Source organism: Lancefieldella rimae ATCC 49626 (assembly GCF_000174015.1).
GTDB classification, from domain to species: domain Bacteria; phylum Actinomycetota; class Coriobacteriia; order Coriobacteriales; family Atopobiaceae; genus Lancefieldella; species Lancefieldella rimae.
In genome coordinates this window covers 352872-367753 of the sequence record NZ_ACFE01000002.1, presented here as the reverse complement: position 1 = coordinate 367753, position 14882 = coordinate 352872, and the positions used below count along the sequence as shown (strand labels likewise).

Below are 14882 nucleotides of genomic sequence, written 5' to 3'. Positions count from 1 at the left end.
AGGGTACACTATGGGTAACGATAGACAGGAGAAAGAAATGACTATAGCAACAGCGCGGAAAGCTGAAATCAAAACCAGAACTACTGACCGTGTAAAGGCCGATGCGACGGATATTTACTCACGTTGGGGTCTCAGCCTTTCAGATGCCATTAACCTGTTCCTGATCAAATCGATTGAAGTTGGCGGGCTACCCTTTAACTTGCGCATAGAAAAGCCCACATATGAAGCAATCTCTGCTAAGGCTTATCACGCCGAGCTCAATGCTGACGGCATCGCCGTACTGCCAAGTGACTGGAATGATGAAGATGAATAATCGTGCGCCTCACGTATGGGAAATCTGGCACGCACGTTTCAATTACTCCGAAGGCAAAGGGTACAAGTATCGCCCGGTAATTGTAATAGATGTCCACCGTTCCGGATTACTCATCATGATGGTAACATCCGCAACCAACAAGTTACATCTTGAACATGATTATTTAATCCGCAACTGGAAAGAAGCGGGGCTGGACAAAGCTTCAATAGCACGAGTAGACAGAATCGTTGAAATCCCACCCGGATACCTCGGCACAGCCGGCTATATTGGAACCCTATCTAAAAATGATATTGCTGCTATTACTATAATTCTCAACAAAATAGTATCTGAATAAGAACGACATCATATAAACACTCATTAATTTGAGACGGATTGAGGTCCCCGGACTCACCCCAATACGGGAGCCATAAGCTCATACAGCGCATCAACATCTTTGCAGGCCCCTATCTTTTCAAGAAGCTCCGCATCCTGAATGACTCCGATAAGCTTCTGAAGCATTTCAAGCTGGCCGTGAGGCTCGGTGAGAGCAAGCATGAAGAGGACTTTTGGATGCAAGATAGTTTCAGGATCACCCATCATTTGAAATGCAACCGAATCCTTCAACGTTGCAATGCCGATTCCGGGCTTGATTACGTGTTCGCTATCACAATGCGGAATGGCAATATCAAAAGCAGGTGCAGGAAGTCCCGTTGCAAAGACGCGCTCACGCTCAACGATGGCCTGAGGATAGGTATCTTTTGCATATCCGTTATCCACAAAGCCTTGGGCAACAGTGCGCAGGGCTTCCTCAGAATCAGTGGCTTCAACGGCAAGTTTGATAAGCTCTTTCTTCAGAATCATTATGTTTCCTTTCCATTTGCACAAACTATAGAAACCTTGCAGGCGGCTCACTCACAACAAATCAAGATTTCCAGTTTCTCACACCCTTACTCCAAAGCTTGTATATAATTATATGTACAAGTTGTAGCAGTTTTTATAGGTAATGTCACTAGGCTGTCGTCAAATTATCGGCATACGGCACCGTAGAACACGCCCATATCATAACTGCATCGGACACCTATAGAAAAGGAGTTCATCATGCTGGTAAATCTTCGCGATATCTGTGCCATTGCCGAGCAGAATAACATGGCAATCCCCTCCTTCAATGTACCGAGTATGGAAGCACTACGCGCTGCAATCGATGCTGCCGAGAAAACCGGCTATCCCGTTATCATTGCTCATGCAGAAGGCCATGAGCCCTTTGCTCCTCTCGACAAGATCGGTCCTGCAATGGTTGCTCTTGCGGAGCGTTCCAGTGCCTTGGTCTGCGTACATCTTGATCATGGAGAAAGTCTCTCCTACCTGCGTCGCGCCCTTGAAATGGGATTTAACGGCATTATGTATGACGGTTCTTACCAACCCTACGAAGAAAACGTAGAAAATTCCCAACGCGCTGCCGACATGTGCGCAAGCTTTGACGCCGGTCTTGAATGCGAGCTTGGCTCAATGGGGGCTCGTGAATTTGGCGAACGTGAGGAAGGCGCAACGGCAGAAGAATCCGGTGCGATCTATACCAATCCTGATCAAGCGCTCGATTTCATCCAATCGACCGGTCTTGATATTCTCGCGTGTTCGTTCGGAACGGTTCACGGCATTTACAAAGGCGAGCCGCACCTAAACTTTGACGTGCTCCATAAAATAAGGAAGCTCTCTCAAACTCCACTTGTTATGCACGGCGGCTCAGGCGTATCTGATGCTGACTACGCCAAGGCCATCAATGCCGGTATCCGTAAAATCAACTACTACACATATGGCGTAAAGTATGCCGGTGAAGCCGTAGAAAAGCTTATTGGCGAGAAGAACGGCGAGACTGTCTACTGGCACGACATGACCACAACTGCCTATGAGCGTATGCTTGCAGACTTCACTCACGTCATCCAGGTGTTTGCAAACGGAGCTAATCCTGTGGCGTAGCGTTACTCTGTGGCATAACGCAAAAATGCAGAAGAACTCCGATCTCAAGCACCAAATTGAGATCGGAGTTTTTTTATTTTTCCTCTTCCGGATTCTGTCCGTACCTATGAAATACTGCAATAGCTTCATCTATTTGTGGCTGAGTCATTTCTGCCATTTCTTTACCTGTAGACAAAGCAACCGATACAGTTTTTGCTGCTTCTTCTAAGTAAATGCAGGCATACATAGCTTGCCGTAAATCTTTACCAACCGCAATGACACCGTGATGCTTCAGAACAACTGCAAGCCTATTGCCAATACACTCAACAGCTCTCTCTCCCATGGACAAACTGCCTGGATCGCCATATGGTGCGATAAATACTGATCCTTCAGTTGCATTTGCCAACGTTGAGAGATTACAAGGAATTTCATCGAGTACCAAACCTAACCCTGTAGCATATGGCTGATGGGTATGGATAACAGCGTTAACCTTTGGCATCTTGTTAAAAATGTATAAAAGAGCCTCAGTATCAACAGACGCTTTTCTATATCCCTCGATAATATTTCCTTGCGGATCTACAACCAACATATCATCTGGAACCATTTCGTCATAAATCATTCCAGATGGGGTGACCACGACATCGCCATTCTCCATCCGTACACTAACATTTCCACCAGAAAGCGCAATCAGACCATAGTGATCCATTCGCATCGCACATTTGAGCATTTCTTCTTTTATCTCTGCGTACATTTTTACCTCTTCTTCCTCTTGAGATATTCTTCATTTGTACGTCGAGCCCTTGCTTTTAGAGAATCAGGATGAATTTTGTACTCCAAATCTCTGAGTAATGAGAACAGTTCTTCTGAATCATTAAACATTTTCGTTGGAATCCAAAATCGTCCCGACAGTAATGATGCGTCATTAACTCTTAGGTAAATCTTTCCTGAACTTGGAAACTCTCTTACCAAAAATGAATTGACTTTTTTCAAATCATATTTTTGTATTCTTCCATATGAACTAAAGGAGATTACTTCTTCAGAGAGTTCAATGACCTTTGGATTTGATCCAGAAACAAACGTATTCCAAATTTGATAACACGATACTAGCAATGCCAACATAAATACTGCTCTAGGTAGTAGCAAATTAAATGCAATGCAGCAAACTGATACTAATGCAATTCCAATACAAAAAATACCCGTCAGGGTAACCTCAATCACATAGTATGGATTTTGATACGTAAATACTCTTTTCATTTAAACCCCAAATGGTCGGAGCCCTAAAGACTCCGACCAAACTATACAATCTACTCAGCAGTGTCTGAAGTATGGAGTTCAAGCGCTTCTTTATGAATACGACGCTTGTTCCATATTGCAAGCGCAAGGGTTGCGATACCAATTATTGCCAAGCCCAAGCCATTAGCAATTCCGCCAATGCGTACAATTAGCCATGTCAACGGGTTTGCGCCATCACATATAGATGAAATCGCCGCGGCTCCACCCATATCAAACTGGACATTAGATGCAGCAGTAGTGATAAGAGGCGATAGATCTGTAGCAATGTACAAACCGACGGTAAGAACAATAAGTCCAATAAAAATTCCACGGAAACCATTGTTACGTACGACTGGAGTAATGAGCACAAACATCCATGGAATTACCGCAAGGTCTGCAAAAGGAAGAACCTTATTTCCCGGAAGGATAACTGCCAAGAAAATGCAGAGAGGGACAAGGATGAACGAAATAGCAAGAGTCACTGGGTGCCCTACGCCAACTGCAGAATCAAGGCCAATATATATCTTTCCACGGTTCTTGAAATGCTTGTTGACAAACGTAGAAGCTGCGTCAGAAATAGGAAGCAAACCTTCCATTAGCAAGGCAGCCATCTTTGGAATGAGCACCAATACGGCGCCAAGCGAAACTCCCAACGACAGCACTTTGGTTATGGAAGCAGCAACATTTCCACCGTCCCAATATGCAAGGACACCAATTACCAGTCCAATAACGGTACCCACCAAGATTGGCTCGCCAAACACACCAAATTTCTTTTGGAGTGTATCCGTATTGATATCAATATCACATACCCCAGGGATCTTGTCAAAAATCCAGTTAAAAAGCATCGCAATCGGTGCATATGCGGTAGTAAACCCATGTGGCAAGGAAACACCAGGCATCTGAAGTGACTCCTCAACCAAAGGAGCCGTATAGTCGCCAAGAACCATAATCACGATCATGTTTAGAATGGCTGCAATAATACCAAACACATAGCTATTGGTTACGATTGAAACAAGTGCACCGGTAAAAGCAAAATGCCAGTAGTCCCAAATGTCAACGTCAACAGTCTGAGTAGTATTAGTAAGAAGCATAACGATATTTACTACAAGACCAAGTGGAATAATAATCAAGCCAACAGTGGATCCCATTGCAATAGCTGCTGCTGCTGGCCAGCCTACATCAACAACGGTCAGACTCAATCCAAAACGATTGACCATTTCCTGAACTGCCGGTGAAAGTGTAGTTCCCAAAAGACTGTTAATTACAAGTCCAAGTCCGATAAAACCAACGCCAACCGTAAGTCCAGCTCGCAAACTTTTACCAAAGCCTGCACCCAAAATACAGCCAAGAATTGTAAGCACAATCGGCATCATCACCGATACGCCCAACCCTTGAATGAACGAGAAGAACCCCAAAAAAGCATCCATTTTACGTCCTCCTTTTCTGTTTACTCTTCTTCCATAAGCTTTAAGATCTGCTGGTTTGGCACATCCATACCCACACCCATTAAATAGGCAACTCCATTAACATACGGACAATGCAACTCCTGAGGAGCTATTGACGTTGCTACAATGAAGTCGTAGTTGCGTGATTTCTCTGGAGCAGACGCGAGCGGAATCTGTGTAATCTCATACTGCCCTTTATATCCATGAGAATCCAAAAGTTCTTCTACTTTTTTCCGGGCAATCGTTGAAGTTACAATTCCTGATCCACAAGAAAGCAAAATGTGTTTCACTCTTCCAGCCATCTTTCATCCCTTCTCTGTTCTTACAAACTACTCACCAATTACGCAAACCTTAACTTTACGATTACGCTCCCTGTTCTGGTCCCAGTCAACCAAGTAAATGTGACCAAATTCTCCGGTTGCAGGCATGCCGTCAGTAACGACAAAAGTTTGGCTGCTACCAAAGAGCGATGCCCTCAGGTGCGCATCTCCATTCAAGATCGTATTTGCCTCTCCCGGAAACTCGGGGTGCTCATTGTGATAATCCACAAGAAATTGGACGTGTTTTGGTCCCGGATAGCGATAGTCTCGTCCTTCTTCAACCTCGCGAGGAATCATCTTGTCCACAAAACGAATAAGGTCTCCCTGGAGAAACTCCTGCCCCTGCCAATTTGTATCATGCACATACTCCTCAAAAATAACCGAGCAGGTAGTATGTGTTGTTTGGCACGTCACAGTACCGTTTGAGATCCCGGACGCAGCAATGATATCAATCACCTGCTGCTTGATATCGATAAAGTCAGGACGACCTGCTGCAGTTGATACCGTAATCGTATCTTGATAAACAGCCATTATCTCTTCTCCAACCTTCTCTTACTTTGCAAAGTCAGTACGAGCTCGATCAAGCGCTTCAAACATCTCGTCAAGCATTGCAAACGGATCATCGGCCGCAACAATGCCCGAGGTTCCCCCAGTTGCATCGGCGCCGTATTTAATGGCGTCGTACACATTTTCTCCGGAGCTGATACCTGCCGCCTGAAGTACCTTAGTGACAGGAGAGATGGCCTTTACCGCCTCGGTCGAAGCACGCATATAATCCTCACCGGCAATTTGTCCGGTTCCGATAAGGCTCGTAAGCTCGCAGGTCATAATATCGGGATGCAACTCTGCAATGGCTTTTGCCTCTTCAACGGAATCGGCACACACACAGGTAAGAATCCCCACCTCATTAGCACGAGCTATGGTTGAAGCAAGCTCATGGACAGTCATGGGGTTCTCGGCATGATTCAAAAATGTAGCCTTCACTCCCGCCGCCGCGAGCGCCTCAGGCAAGATATGACCCATACCGCGACCGGGCCTCAAGCTTTCCATATTTTGAGCGCACGGAATAAGATGTGTGCAGTGCTCAGCAACCCATGCGAGGTCAATCAGCTGAGCAGTAAAGAGGCAATCAAAATCGTACTTCTCGCAAAGTTCATCCGCCTTGACGGCAAGCTTACGAAGCTCTTCTCCATACAAATACGACTTTGGATTAACTACAAAAAATGGGCTTCTCAACTTGTGCTTTTCCATACAAATCCCCTCTATCCAAAGCATGCATACAAAACGACAAGTTCAATATAAGCAGTATATATCAACTTGTACATAATTTTATATACAAGATAGTTTGTCGATGAATTTTATCGGTGAGCGCGCGCATTTCGGGGTTGAATTGCATCCCCCACTACCGCCTGCCCTGATGTAAGCCACGTAAGACTCCACTCGAAAGGGGCCTTATCGGCAAATCTGATCGTTTGTTCAAGAACCAGAATCGGTGAATTTTCATCGCAATGTAAGTAGCGACCGTGTTCCACTCCTGCCGCGCGCGCCGTATAGCGGATCTTTGAATATGCAATCTTCTTTCCGCTGCATCTTTCCGCAGCTGAAAAGGCAGGCTCCACTCGGAAGTCCGCTTTTTCGTAGCCGGGACACTCCGATAAGTTCGTCCAGCTTTCCTGACATAAAATAGGCTCGCCACCAACATATCTAACTCTGCGCAAAAAACAGATAAGGTCTGAGGGCGACGCTTGCAGCTCATTTTTTACGTTTTCAGGAGCAGGTAAAACTTTCTTTTCTAAGACCTTTGTTTCAAATTCCATTCCTTGGTTCTTAAGAGACTCGGCAAACGAAAGCGGTCGAACTCCCGCCGGATGGGACAGTCCTTCTTCCGCGACATATGTACCCTTTCCGTGAACGCGAAATAAAAGACCTTCGTTGACCAGCGTTTCAATCGCATGTCGTACGGTTCCCCGACTGATACCAAACCGGTTCATCAGCTCGTGCTCCGAAAGAATCTTTTCTCCGGAGACCAACTCGCGCGAATAAATCATTTCCCTGATTTGGTCGGCCAGCTGCGAGTGGAGCGATGTGGCACTGCTGGTAATCAAAGCTTTTGTCGGCTTATCTTGACTGGTGAGCTTTTCCGGCGTGGGAAAATGAGGATATATTCGATTGTCGTTTGTAGCCTTTTTGCACACTGTAACCTTCTAACCTATAAAATCGAACAAGTGATGATCTGTTTCCATAGACAAGTAGTATACAAGTGAACAAGGTATGCGTCAGGTAAGAATTAAACAATGCCTTCGAAATACCTTTATTGAAGACTCGCGATGCCGCCAATTTTGATTAAATTTTGAATCTATATTTTCCTTTTCCATAACCTGATACAGACTCAATAATATCCACCTGCACCAAATTGGAAATTAACTTGGATGCTCCCGAACTCTTTAGGCCGAGAAGTTCCATAACCGCATTTCTTCCAAAGACCTTGTTATCGCCAAAACTCTCATATAAAGCTTTGATATGAAGAACCGTTTTATCCGAGAAGCCCTCTGTTTTGTCGGAAAACAAACTCTCAATGTCCACCAAACTCTCAATGTCCACTTTTCCGGCACCAATGTCCACTTTTTTACGGTCAATCTCCACTTTTTCGGCACCAATGTCCACTTTTTCAGGTTTCCACAATTCGCTTATATGCAAATTTCGGTTATGAAGTTCAGTCTTCTCGTTTAAAAGTAAGTTCCTAAGAAACGCCTCAAGGTACTCGGTTGACTCATGAATATTCCTTTGCAGGTCTGTGTAATTAGCGCGCACGAGTGCATTTCTGAAATACCACGCATTTTCGGCAAACATATCATTCATTACGTGGAAGCCAAGCATCCTTAAGTACTTAATAAGAAACACTGCGGTTGTTCTTGTATTCCCCTCTTCAAAAGCATGAATCTGCCACAGCCCTGAAATAAAGACCGCAAGGTGATGAATAATATCATTCATCGAAAGACCTTTGTAACTAAAGCTCTTTTCTTGGGAAAAATCGTACTCAAGTGTGGCCTTTAGCTCTGAAGCACTACCATATACAACGGTTGCTCCGTCAAGCACCCACTCTTTTTTTGAAATATTGAAACTTCTTATCTTCCCAGCATGTTTATAGACGTCTTGAAATAATTTTCTATGTATAGCGATATATTCGTTTGGCGAAAATGAAAAAGCTGTTTCTGAAAGCACTTCCGTAATTCTCAAAGATACCTTATCGGCCTCTTCCGTACGCGTATCATCCGATATATGTGCCGGCTTTTCTAAATAGTAATTGTCGATAAGACTTTGCGCTTCTTTCAGCGTAATCTTACCTTCGATATTCTGGATAGCAGTATCAACTAAATATCGAGACGGTCTGAGTCCGTCTACACCTTGAAGTCCAATTGCCGTATTCCAGATATAACCTTTATGAGCTTTATCGGGATCAGGCTCTCGCAAATATTCCTCAAACGGATCTTTATCTACACACATCTTAAATCAAACCTTCTACGATTTTCCGCGTCATAGAGACAGCTCAATCTTATAAAATACCTGGTAGGGGCGGAGGGACTCGAACCCTCACAACCGAAGTCGAGGGATTTTAAGTCCCCTGCGTCTGCCAATTCCGCCACGCCCCCGAATGCATCGATATTATCGCACGATGTGGCCTTTACGTGCACTAGAAGTTTTATTTCTCCTTAAACGGTTTTTTGGACGGTCCTCCAAGCGCCTTGTCAAGCGGTTTCAAAATCGGCTTCCAAACCACTGGAGAAGGTCTTCCTTCCTGCACGGCTGCTGAGGTGATGAGAAGCCCAAAAAGCAAGTCGCTTTCGCTGGCAATCATCGTAGTAAAGCCCGTTGCCTGCATAAGCTCAAAAAGTACGATTGTCCCGCCCAGTATTACCGGCGCACGTTTTTCCTGAAGTCCTGGAAGCTTTGCACGCTCCTCCACCGGCAATTTGGCGAGAAGTTCTTCAAGTTTCTGCACATCCTCAACCGAAATGCCTCTTAAGTGCACGAAAGCGGGATCGTAGGGCTCAAGCTGAGCATTCATGGCAATAAGACTGGTAGCCGTGCCTCCTGTTGCCACAAGCACTTCCGGCCGTATGGCCTCTTGATACTCGGAAGTCGCAAGCGCATCTCGCATGAGTCGAGAAGCAAAAGCATGGGCGGCCTCAAGATGGGCGGATGTAGGAATATCGCCCTCAGATAAAAAGCGGTCTGTTACGCGCCTGCACCCAACATCAAGCGAACGAATAAACGGCAGGTTAATGATGTTGTTGGTCACATTTCCTAGTGCTAACTCAGTAGAGCCGCCACCACTATCGGCCACAAGAATCTGTCGACTGCTAAAGTCTTGTGCAACCCCAAGAAAAGTAAGTGCGGCTTCAATTTCTCCGGGAATAATCATGGGTTCAAGACCCAAAGAAGCGAGAGCCATGCCAAGGTCGGGCGCATTCTTTGCATCGCGCGCAGCCGAGGTAAGTGTGCACACGATGGCCTGTGTACCGGCTTCTTTTGCAGCTTCCACATACGAGGCCACTGTCATATACACACGCTTGATTGCATCGGTGTCAAGTAGACCGGTTGCATCAACACCAACACCAAGGTTACAGATTTCAGAGTATTTGGCCATACGCAGTACGCGACCACCAGCAACTTCTGCGACAGCCAGTCGAACCGTTACCGTACCAATATCAATTACTGCAATCATCTATAAGCTTCCAAATCAATTCTGTGGATCAGTTGGCACATATCCAAAAACAAAATCCAAAAGCTTTATGTACCAAGGATTTTCTGGTCGCTTTTGCTCTTTTTGCTTGTCATCAGTGGTGGTATTTCCGACACCTTCAACCGAGACGCTCGTCTCGCCCTCAGAAACGTACCCACGCTCGTGCGCTTTGTCCTGAATACCTTCCTGCGTCTGCAAGCGATTGACGTCTTCGTTAAGATTTTTATGCTCTTTCTCAACCTCTTGCTGCGTTATTTGCAATTCCTGTGCGTCTCGTATGGCACGATAGTAGCCTTGAACGGGTCCATAAAAGCCAATCAGCAAAACTCCGACAAAGCATATAAAAATAGTCAGCTTTTTATGCGCACGTAAAATGGCACGAATCCGTTCAGGCAGGTTAGCGACCTGTTTTTTCTCGCGCGTCTTGTGACGATTTTGGTCGGAATTGCGCACGGCATTGCTCACAGAGCGCGCCGTCGGCCCTTGACACTCCCCGACGCCTTGACGCGCTCCAGCACCCTGGCGCATATTTGCACTTTGACGCGTAGTTGCAGTTTGGCCTGGAGTCCTTCTCACCTGCTCATCCGAGGTATCCATCCCACGTCGTGAGACGGATCCGATGGTCTGTACGGGCGCGCGATCTCCCGCGCGTCCAGACACGGGTTGAGACTTTTGCGAAGCTGTCTTGTCCGTAGAGCTTAAACTCATCGCCTACTCGTTTCTAGTTCGTTATTGGTGCAAGGCGTCCTCTTAGTATGGCAGACTATAGCAGGCTTGACACTCTCAGCGAGCTTCTCGCAAAAATTTCATTTGCTTTTGACTCGACGCTTGTGCCTCTACTCTTTAGCGTTCTCTTCTGACTTTGCCTGCTGCCACAAATCTTCAAGCACCTCGGGATGATCTTCAAGCGAGAAGCCCTTCTGACCCGCAAGCTCCTCCATGCGCGACCAACGACGACGCATCTTTCGATTAGCTGCGGCGAGTGCCTCTTCTGCATCGATTCCGTCCCACCGGGCCAGCTGCACCATGACAAAAAGGAGGTCGCCAAACTCTTCCGCACGAGCTTCGGAGCCCGGCGCTTCAGCTTCATATTCCGCGCGCTCTTCTGCAACCTTCTGCCAGATGTCGTGAACGGAATCCCAGTCAAACCCCATTTTTGCCACACGCTTGGAGAGTTTTTGCGCCTGCATGAGCGCCGGCAACGAGTACGGGACGCTATCAAGAAGCCCTTCGGTATGTACGCGGTCTTCTTCATTGGCACGCTCGGCAGCTTTCACGCTGTCCCACGCATCAAGTGCGGCATCGGCATCGTGTGCGTTTCCTGCCTCGGGTCCAAATACATGCGGATGGCGACGGACGAGCTTCTCGTTAAGGGCACGGCATACACCATCGATATCAAACCCGCCATCGTCCGACTCAATCTGTGAATGAAGCAGTACCTGCTCAAGCACGTCTCCCAGCTCTTCTTGGAGATGTTCGGAAGAGCCCTCCTTGATAGCCTCAACGGCCTCGTAGGCTTCCTCAATCATGTTCTTGGTAATGGAATCATGTGTCTGTGCCTTGTCCCACGGACAGCCGTCGCTTTGACGAAGACGCCAGATAGTGCGCACCAAGCGGTCAAACTCAGGATGTCCCATAGGGGCGCCGGGGCGATGCCGCGTCTGTGCATCAACCAAATCCGCAAGTCTTGTAATGCCTGTTGCGCTCACGCTTTGCTCGGTTTGCTCGGCCATCACAACTCCTCGGGATATTTGAAATTCCAATCGGCACGAAGGCTGGTCATAAGCTCCATCACATCAGCTGAAGTGCCGAGCTGTGCACGCGCATATTCGTCTCCCGCAACAGCGCGTTCCATATCCGCCAACACATAGCTCAGCGCTTGCGCCGTATTGCCAACCTGCAGCTCTTCTCGCACGCCCGTATCTGTCCAAACGATGGACACCCAATCGGCCCTGGGATATTCCATAATTTCAAGATAGGCCTTATCCGCAGAAATCATGGCCCGCTTTGGCTGCTTTGAGTGCATGGTAAGGGAAAGCACGACCATCTGACCCTCAGCGTTGCGCAATAAAATGCCTTCAGTCTCATCGGTTCCTGTAGGCGCGGGATTCATCATCGAAAGTGCCTCATGTGGCTGGCTTTTAAGGAAGAGACGGGCAAGGGTAAGGGAATACACGCCAATATCGAGAAGCGCTCCGCCTGCCAGCTCAGGATTGAAGAAGCGATTCTTCATGTCGTATTCCTTATAGCTGCCAAAATTCTCCTGTATGAGGTTGATCCGACCAAAATCGCCTGCGTCAATGCGTCGTTGCAACTCCTTGTACAGCGGCATATGCAAAATGGTGCAGGCATCCATGAGCTGAACGCCATGCGCAGAGGCCAGCTCACGCGCCTCGGCAAGCTCGGCGGAGTTGAGTGTAATGGACTTCTCGCAAAGCACGTGCTTACCGGCTGCAAGGGCCTTCCGCAAATACGTAATGTGCGTGTTATGAGGTGTTGTAAGGTAGAGCACATCAATGTCAGGAGTGGCGATAAGGTCGTCAATGGTGTCATACACTCGTGTCACACCATGTTTGTCCGCAAACACCACTGCCTTCTCATGGGTGCGGTTGGCTACGCCGTCAATGTGACGACCTTCCGCCGCAAGTGCCTCGGCCATCTGATTGGCAATAACGCCGCAGCCGATAACACCCCAGCGCAGCTGTGGAGCCGTAAATAACGAGCCCTTCGTTTCCTGATACATGAAGCCTCCTTGTGCTGAGTGATTCACGCACACGCGTCTGCCTGCATACGCCTGCGCAGACCTGCCATCGCTACATCAATGCCGTAACATTCTTGGCAAACTGGACAGGATCGTCCACGGGAAGTCCTTCAACGAGCAAAGCCTGGTCATAGAGAAGACTTGCGTAGAGTGCAAGTTTGTCCCCTTCGTTCGAGGCCTGTGCCGCAACAAGCTTTTGGAACACCGGGTGCTGCGGATTGATCTCAAGTACTCGTTGTGCCTTAGGCATCTGACCTGCATCGGGACCCTGTTCCATCACACGTTCCATCTCGAGTGAGACAGGTCCTTCTGCCGCTACCCGAGCCGGAGCCTCTCCCAAAGAAGCCGAGGTTGTAACACTCGTTACTTTTCCGTCAAGTGCCTTTGTCAATGCCTCGAGAAGATCTTTGTGCTTCTCGCCTGCCGTCTTAGCCTCTTCCTGTTCCTTCTCGCTTGCAAGGTTGAGATCAGCGGCGGAAACATTGGTGAATTCGAGGTCGCAGAGCGAAGGCTTGGAGGTAGCGTTTTCGGAGGAAGCGGTTTTGTCGGCAGAGTCGGCGGCACCAGATTCCTTTGCGTCCACAGAAACAAGAGCTTCGGCCTTGTACGACCGCATGACCTGGAACATGAACTCATCTACGTCCTGCGTGCAGAGAAGCACGTCGTAACCGTGGGCAAGGGCATTCTTCACAACCGGCATATTGGCAAGACGCCCACGATCAGTACCTGCAGCGTAGTAAATCTTATCTTGGCTCTCGCTTCGACCCTGCGCATACTCTTTGAGCGTCACAAGCTTCTTTTCACGTGCAGACCAGAAAAGCAGGAGGTCGGCAAGCTCGTCCGCTTTGGCGCCGTAGGAACTGTAAATTCCAAACTTGAGTCCCCTGCCAAAGTTCTCAAAGAACTGTTCGTAGGCGGGGCGGTCGTTGTCCCTCATGGTTTCAAGCTCGGATGTAATCTTTTTCTCCACACGTCGAGCAATGGCTTTCAACTGAGAGTTCTGCTGCAGCGTCTCGCGGGAAATATTGAGCGTCACATCGGGAGAGTCAACGACACCGCGTACAAAGTTGTAGCAATCGGGCAGAAGATCAGCGCATTTCTCCTGGATGAGAACGTTGGAGGTATAGAGCGCCAATCCCTTCTCGTAATCTTTGCTGTAGAGGTCAAACGGCACACGTCCGGGAATAAAGAGTAGAGCGTCATACGAGAGCGCACCCTCGGCATGGAACGACACCGTACGCGCAGGATTCTCCCAGTCGTGGAAGGTAGTCTTGTAGAACTCATCGTAATCGCTTTGTTCCACCTCACTCGAACGCTTCTTCCAGATGGGCGTCATGGAGTTCAAGGTCTCAAGCTCTTTATACTGCTCATACTGTGGCGTATAGTCCTCGCCTGCATCTTCCGGCTTGGGAAGCTCGCGGCTCTTCTCGACCATCATTTGAATGGGATAGCACACATAGTTTGAGTAATGGCGCACAAGCTCGCGCAGTTTCCACTCCGAAAGGAACTGGTCGGTATCCTCAGTCTCCGTAGAGGGGCGAAGGAATAACGTTATGACAGTGCCGTGGGAGTTGTCGGCCTGGAGAGATTCAGGGAGATCGGCTTCCGCTGCTTCCGTAACGCTATACCCATGCACACCGTCAGACTCCCACATATAGGCGCACTTCTCGCCATACGCACGGCTGACTACGCGAACTTTTTGGGCAACCATGAAGCTGGAATAAAACCCAACGCCAAACTGGCCGATAATATCGATGTTATCGCCCTGATGGTCGGCATTCTCTTCCTTGAACTGCTCAGATCCGGAATGTGCAATCGTGCCGAGGTTTTTATCGAGCTCGTCTTTTGTCATACCGATACCGTTGTCGCTGACGGTGATGGTTCGAGCGTCTTTATCAAACGCAAGGTTGATTGCCAAAGCGTCCGTTACATTGACGTCTTTTTTGATAAGGCTCTCAAAGGAGAGTTTGTCAAGCGCGTCCGAAGCATTGGAAATGAGCTCGCGCAGAAAGATCTCTCGATTGGTATAGATGGAGTTGATCATGAGATCGAGCAGCTTCTTGCTTTCGGTCTTAAATTGCTTCATAGGTAGAGG

The 14882-nt window shown here is 47.7% G+C and carries 17 protein-coding genes and 1 tRNA gene; 3 read left to right on the top strand and 15 right to left on the bottom strand.

Annotated elements, in window-relative coordinates:
• The first annotated feature begins 10 nt into the window (after window positions 1–10).
• A complete protein-coding gene (locus tag ATORI0001_RS04395; protein ID WP_237755900.1) occupies window positions 11–313 on the top strand; it encodes a type II toxin-antitoxin system RelB/DinJ family antitoxin in 303 nt (100 codons plus the stop codon).
• On the top strand, window positions 297–647 hold the full coding sequence (locus tag ATORI0001_RS04390) for a type II toxin-antitoxin system PemK/MazF family toxin (RefSeq protein ID WP_237755899.1): 351 nt from the start codon (window positions 297–299) through the stop codon (window positions 645–647). The genes ATORI0001_RS04395 and ATORI0001_RS04390 overlap by 17 nt, the downstream gene beginning before the upstream one ends.
• 53 nt (window positions 648–700) lie before the next feature.
• On the opposite strand, the gene ATORI0001_RS04385 is transcribed toward ATORI0001_RS04390, so the two are convergent.
• Window positions 701–1153 carry a PTS sugar transporter subunit IIA gene (locus ATORI0001_RS04385; protein ID WP_003149091.1) on the bottom strand — a complete coding sequence of 151 codons (453 nt, stop codon included), beginning with the start codon at window positions 1151–1153 and terminating at the stop codon, window positions 701–703.
• A 237-nt stretch (window positions 1154–1390) separates the two neighbouring features.
• Between ATORI0001_RS04385 and ATORI0001_RS04380 the strand changes: the two genes are divergently transcribed.
• The gene (locus tag ATORI0001_RS04380) at window positions 1391–2266 is read left to right on the top strand and encodes a class II fructose-bisphosphate aldolase (RefSeq protein ID WP_003149319.1); all 876 of its coding nucleotides are present in this window, start codon (window positions 1391–1393) and stop codon (window positions 2264–2266) included.
• 73 nt (window positions 2267–2339) lie between these two features.
• Here the strand turns inward: ATORI0001_RS04380 and ATORI0001_RS04375 are convergent, their stop codons facing one another.
• The 14 genes from ATORI0001_RS04375 to htpG form a co-directional block, all read right to left on the bottom strand.
• Window positions 2340–2996, bottom strand: coding sequence for a class II aldolase/adducin family protein (locus tag ATORI0001_RS04375; RefSeq protein WP_003148922.1), 657 nt, complete (start codon window positions 2994–2996; stop codon window positions 2340–2342).
• Between the two features lie 2 nt (window positions 2997–2998).
• Entirely contained in the window at window positions 2999–3499 is a 501-nt protein-coding gene (locus ATORI0001_RS04370) for a hypothetical protein (RefSeq protein ID WP_040324510.1), read from the bottom strand.
• A gap of 50 nt (window positions 3500–3549) precedes the next feature.
• Window positions 3550–4944, bottom strand: a complete 1395-nt coding sequence (locus ATORI0001_RS04365) for a PTS galactitol transporter subunit IIC (RefSeq protein WP_003148959.1) — start codon at window positions 4942–4944, stop codon at window positions 3550–3552.
• Window positions 4945–4964: 20 nt separating this feature from the next.
• Window positions 4965–5264, bottom strand: coding sequence for a PTS sugar transporter subunit IIB (locus ATORI0001_RS04360; protein WP_003148889.1), 300 nt, complete (start codon window positions 5262–5264; stop codon window positions 4965–4967).
• Window positions 5265–5291: 27 nt separating this feature from the next.
• Window positions 5292–5813 (bottom strand): YjbQ family protein, encoded by a 522-nt coding sequence (locus tag ATORI0001_RS04355; RefSeq protein WP_003149274.1) that lies wholly within the window; start codon window positions 5811–5813, stop codon window positions 5292–5294.
• A 21-nt stretch (window positions 5814–5834) separates the two neighbouring features.
• The gene (locus ATORI0001_RS04350; protein WP_003149339.1) at window positions 5835–6533 is read right to left on the bottom strand and encodes a triose-phosphate isomerase; all 699 of its coding nucleotides are present in this window, start codon (window positions 6531–6533) and stop codon (window positions 5835–5837) included.
• A gap of 107 nt (window positions 6534–6640) precedes the next feature.
• Complete coding sequence (locus ATORI0001_RS04345; RefSeq protein ID WP_003149528.1) at window positions 6641–7477, bottom strand: GntR family transcriptional regulator; 837 nt, start codon at window positions 7475–7477, stop codon at window positions 6641–6643.
• A gap of 148 nt (window positions 7478–7625) precedes the next feature.
• The gene (locus ATORI0001_RS04340) at window positions 7626–8786 is read right to left on the bottom strand and encodes a Fic family protein (protein WP_003149014.1); all 1161 of its coding nucleotides are present in this window, start codon (window positions 8784–8786) and stop codon (window positions 7626–7628) included.
• A gap of 61 nt (window positions 8787–8847) precedes the next feature.
• Window positions 8848–8932: transfer RNA gene (locus ATORI0001_RS04335), tRNA-Leu, on the bottom strand.
• Between the two features lie 50 nt (window positions 8933–8982).
• Complete coding sequence (locus ATORI0001_RS04330; protein ID WP_003149301.1) at window positions 8983–10008, bottom strand: Ppx/GppA phosphatase family protein; 1026 nt, start codon at window positions 10006–10008, stop codon at window positions 8983–8985.
• 15 nt (window positions 10009–10023) lie between these two features.
• Window positions 10024–10686 (bottom strand): FtsB family cell division protein, encoded by a 663-nt coding sequence (locus ATORI0001_RS07855; RefSeq protein ID WP_162010743.1) that lies wholly within the window; start codon window positions 10684–10686, stop codon window positions 10024–10026.
• 176 nt (window positions 10687–10862) lie between these two features.
• A complete protein-coding gene (gene mazG, locus ATORI0001_RS04320; protein ID WP_003149189.1) occupies window positions 10863–11759 on the bottom strand; it encodes a nucleoside triphosphate pyrophosphohydrolase in 897 nt (298 codons plus the stop codon).
• A complete protein-coding gene (locus tag ATORI0001_RS04315; protein WP_003149245.1) occupies window positions 11759–12769 on the bottom strand; it encodes a Gfo/Idh/MocA family protein in 1011 nt (336 codons plus the stop codon). Before ATORI0001_RS04315 ends, mazG begins: the two co-directional genes overlap by 1 nt.
• A gap of 70 nt (window positions 12770–12839) precedes the next feature.
• On the bottom strand, window positions 12840–14873 hold the full coding sequence (gene htpG / locus ATORI0001_RS04310; protein ID WP_003148923.1) for a molecular chaperone HtpG: 2034 nt from the start codon (window positions 14871–14873) through the stop codon (window positions 12840–12842).
• Between the last annotated feature and the right edge of the window lie 9 nt (window positions 14874–14882).

What these genes read in the sequence shown, in the direction of transcription:
- ATORI0001_RS04385 (WP_003149091.1), bottom strand. Translation starts at nt 1,153, where the DNA reads ATGATTCTGAAGAAAGAGCTTATCAAACTTGCCGTTGAAGCCACTGAT.
- ATORI0001_RS04360 (WP_003148889.1), bottom strand. Translation starts at nt 5,264, where the DNA reads ATGGCTGGAAGAGTGAAACACATTTTGCTTTCTTGTGGATCAGGAATT.
- ATORI0001_RS04370 (WP_040324510.1), bottom strand. Translation starts at nt 3,499, where the DNA reads ATGAAAAGAGTATTTACGTATCAAAATCCATACTATGTGATTGAGGTT.
- ATORI0001_RS04395 (WP_237755900.1), top strand. Translation starts at nt 11, where the DNA reads ATGGGTAACGATAGACAGGAGAAAGAAATGACTATAGCAACAGCGCGG.
- mazG (WP_003149189.1), bottom strand. Translation starts at nt 11,759, where the DNA reads ATGGCCGAGCAAACCGAGCAAAGCGTGAGCGCAACAGGCATTACAAGA.
- ATORI0001_RS04375 (WP_003148922.1), bottom strand. Translation starts at nt 2,996, where the DNA reads ATGTACGCAGAGATAAAAGAAGAAATGCTCAAATGTGCGATGCGAATG.
- ATORI0001_RS04315 (WP_003149245.1), bottom strand. Translation starts at nt 12,769, where the DNA reads ATGTATCAGGAAACGAAGGGCTCGTTATTTACGGCTCCACAGCTGCGC.
- ATORI0001_RS04355 (WP_003149274.1), bottom strand. Translation starts at nt 5,813, where the DNA reads ATGGCTGTTTATCAAGATACGATTACGGTATCAACTGCAGCAGGTCGT.
- ATORI0001_RS04340 (WP_003149014.1), bottom strand. Translation starts at nt 8,786, where the DNA reads ATGTGTGTAGATAAAGATCCGTTTGAGGAATATTTGCGAGAGCCTGAT.
- htpG (WP_003148923.1), bottom strand. Translation starts at nt 14,873, where the DNA reads ATGAAGCAATTTAAGACCGAAAGCAAGAAGCTGCTCGATCTCATGATC.
- ATORI0001_RS04330 (WP_003149301.1), bottom strand. Translation starts at nt 10,008, where the DNA reads ATGATTGCAGTAATTGATATTGGTACGGTAACGGTTCGACTGGCTGTC.
- ATORI0001_RS04350 (WP_003149339.1), bottom strand. Translation starts at nt 6,533, where the DNA reads ATGGAAAAGCACAAGTTGAGAAGCCCATTTTTTGTAGTTAATCCAAAG.
- ATORI0001_RS04380 (WP_003149319.1), top strand. Translation starts at nt 1,391, where the DNA reads ATGCTGGTAAATCTTCGCGATATCTGTGCCATTGCCGAGCAGAATAAC.
- ATORI0001_RS04365 (WP_003148959.1), bottom strand. Translation starts at nt 4,944, where the DNA reads ATGGATGCTTTTTTGGGGTTCTTCTCGTTCATTCAAGGGTTGGGCGTA.
- ATORI0001_RS04390 (WP_237755899.1), top strand. Translation starts at nt 297, where the DNA reads ATGATGAAGATGAATAATCGTGCGCCTCACGTATGGGAAATCTGGCAC.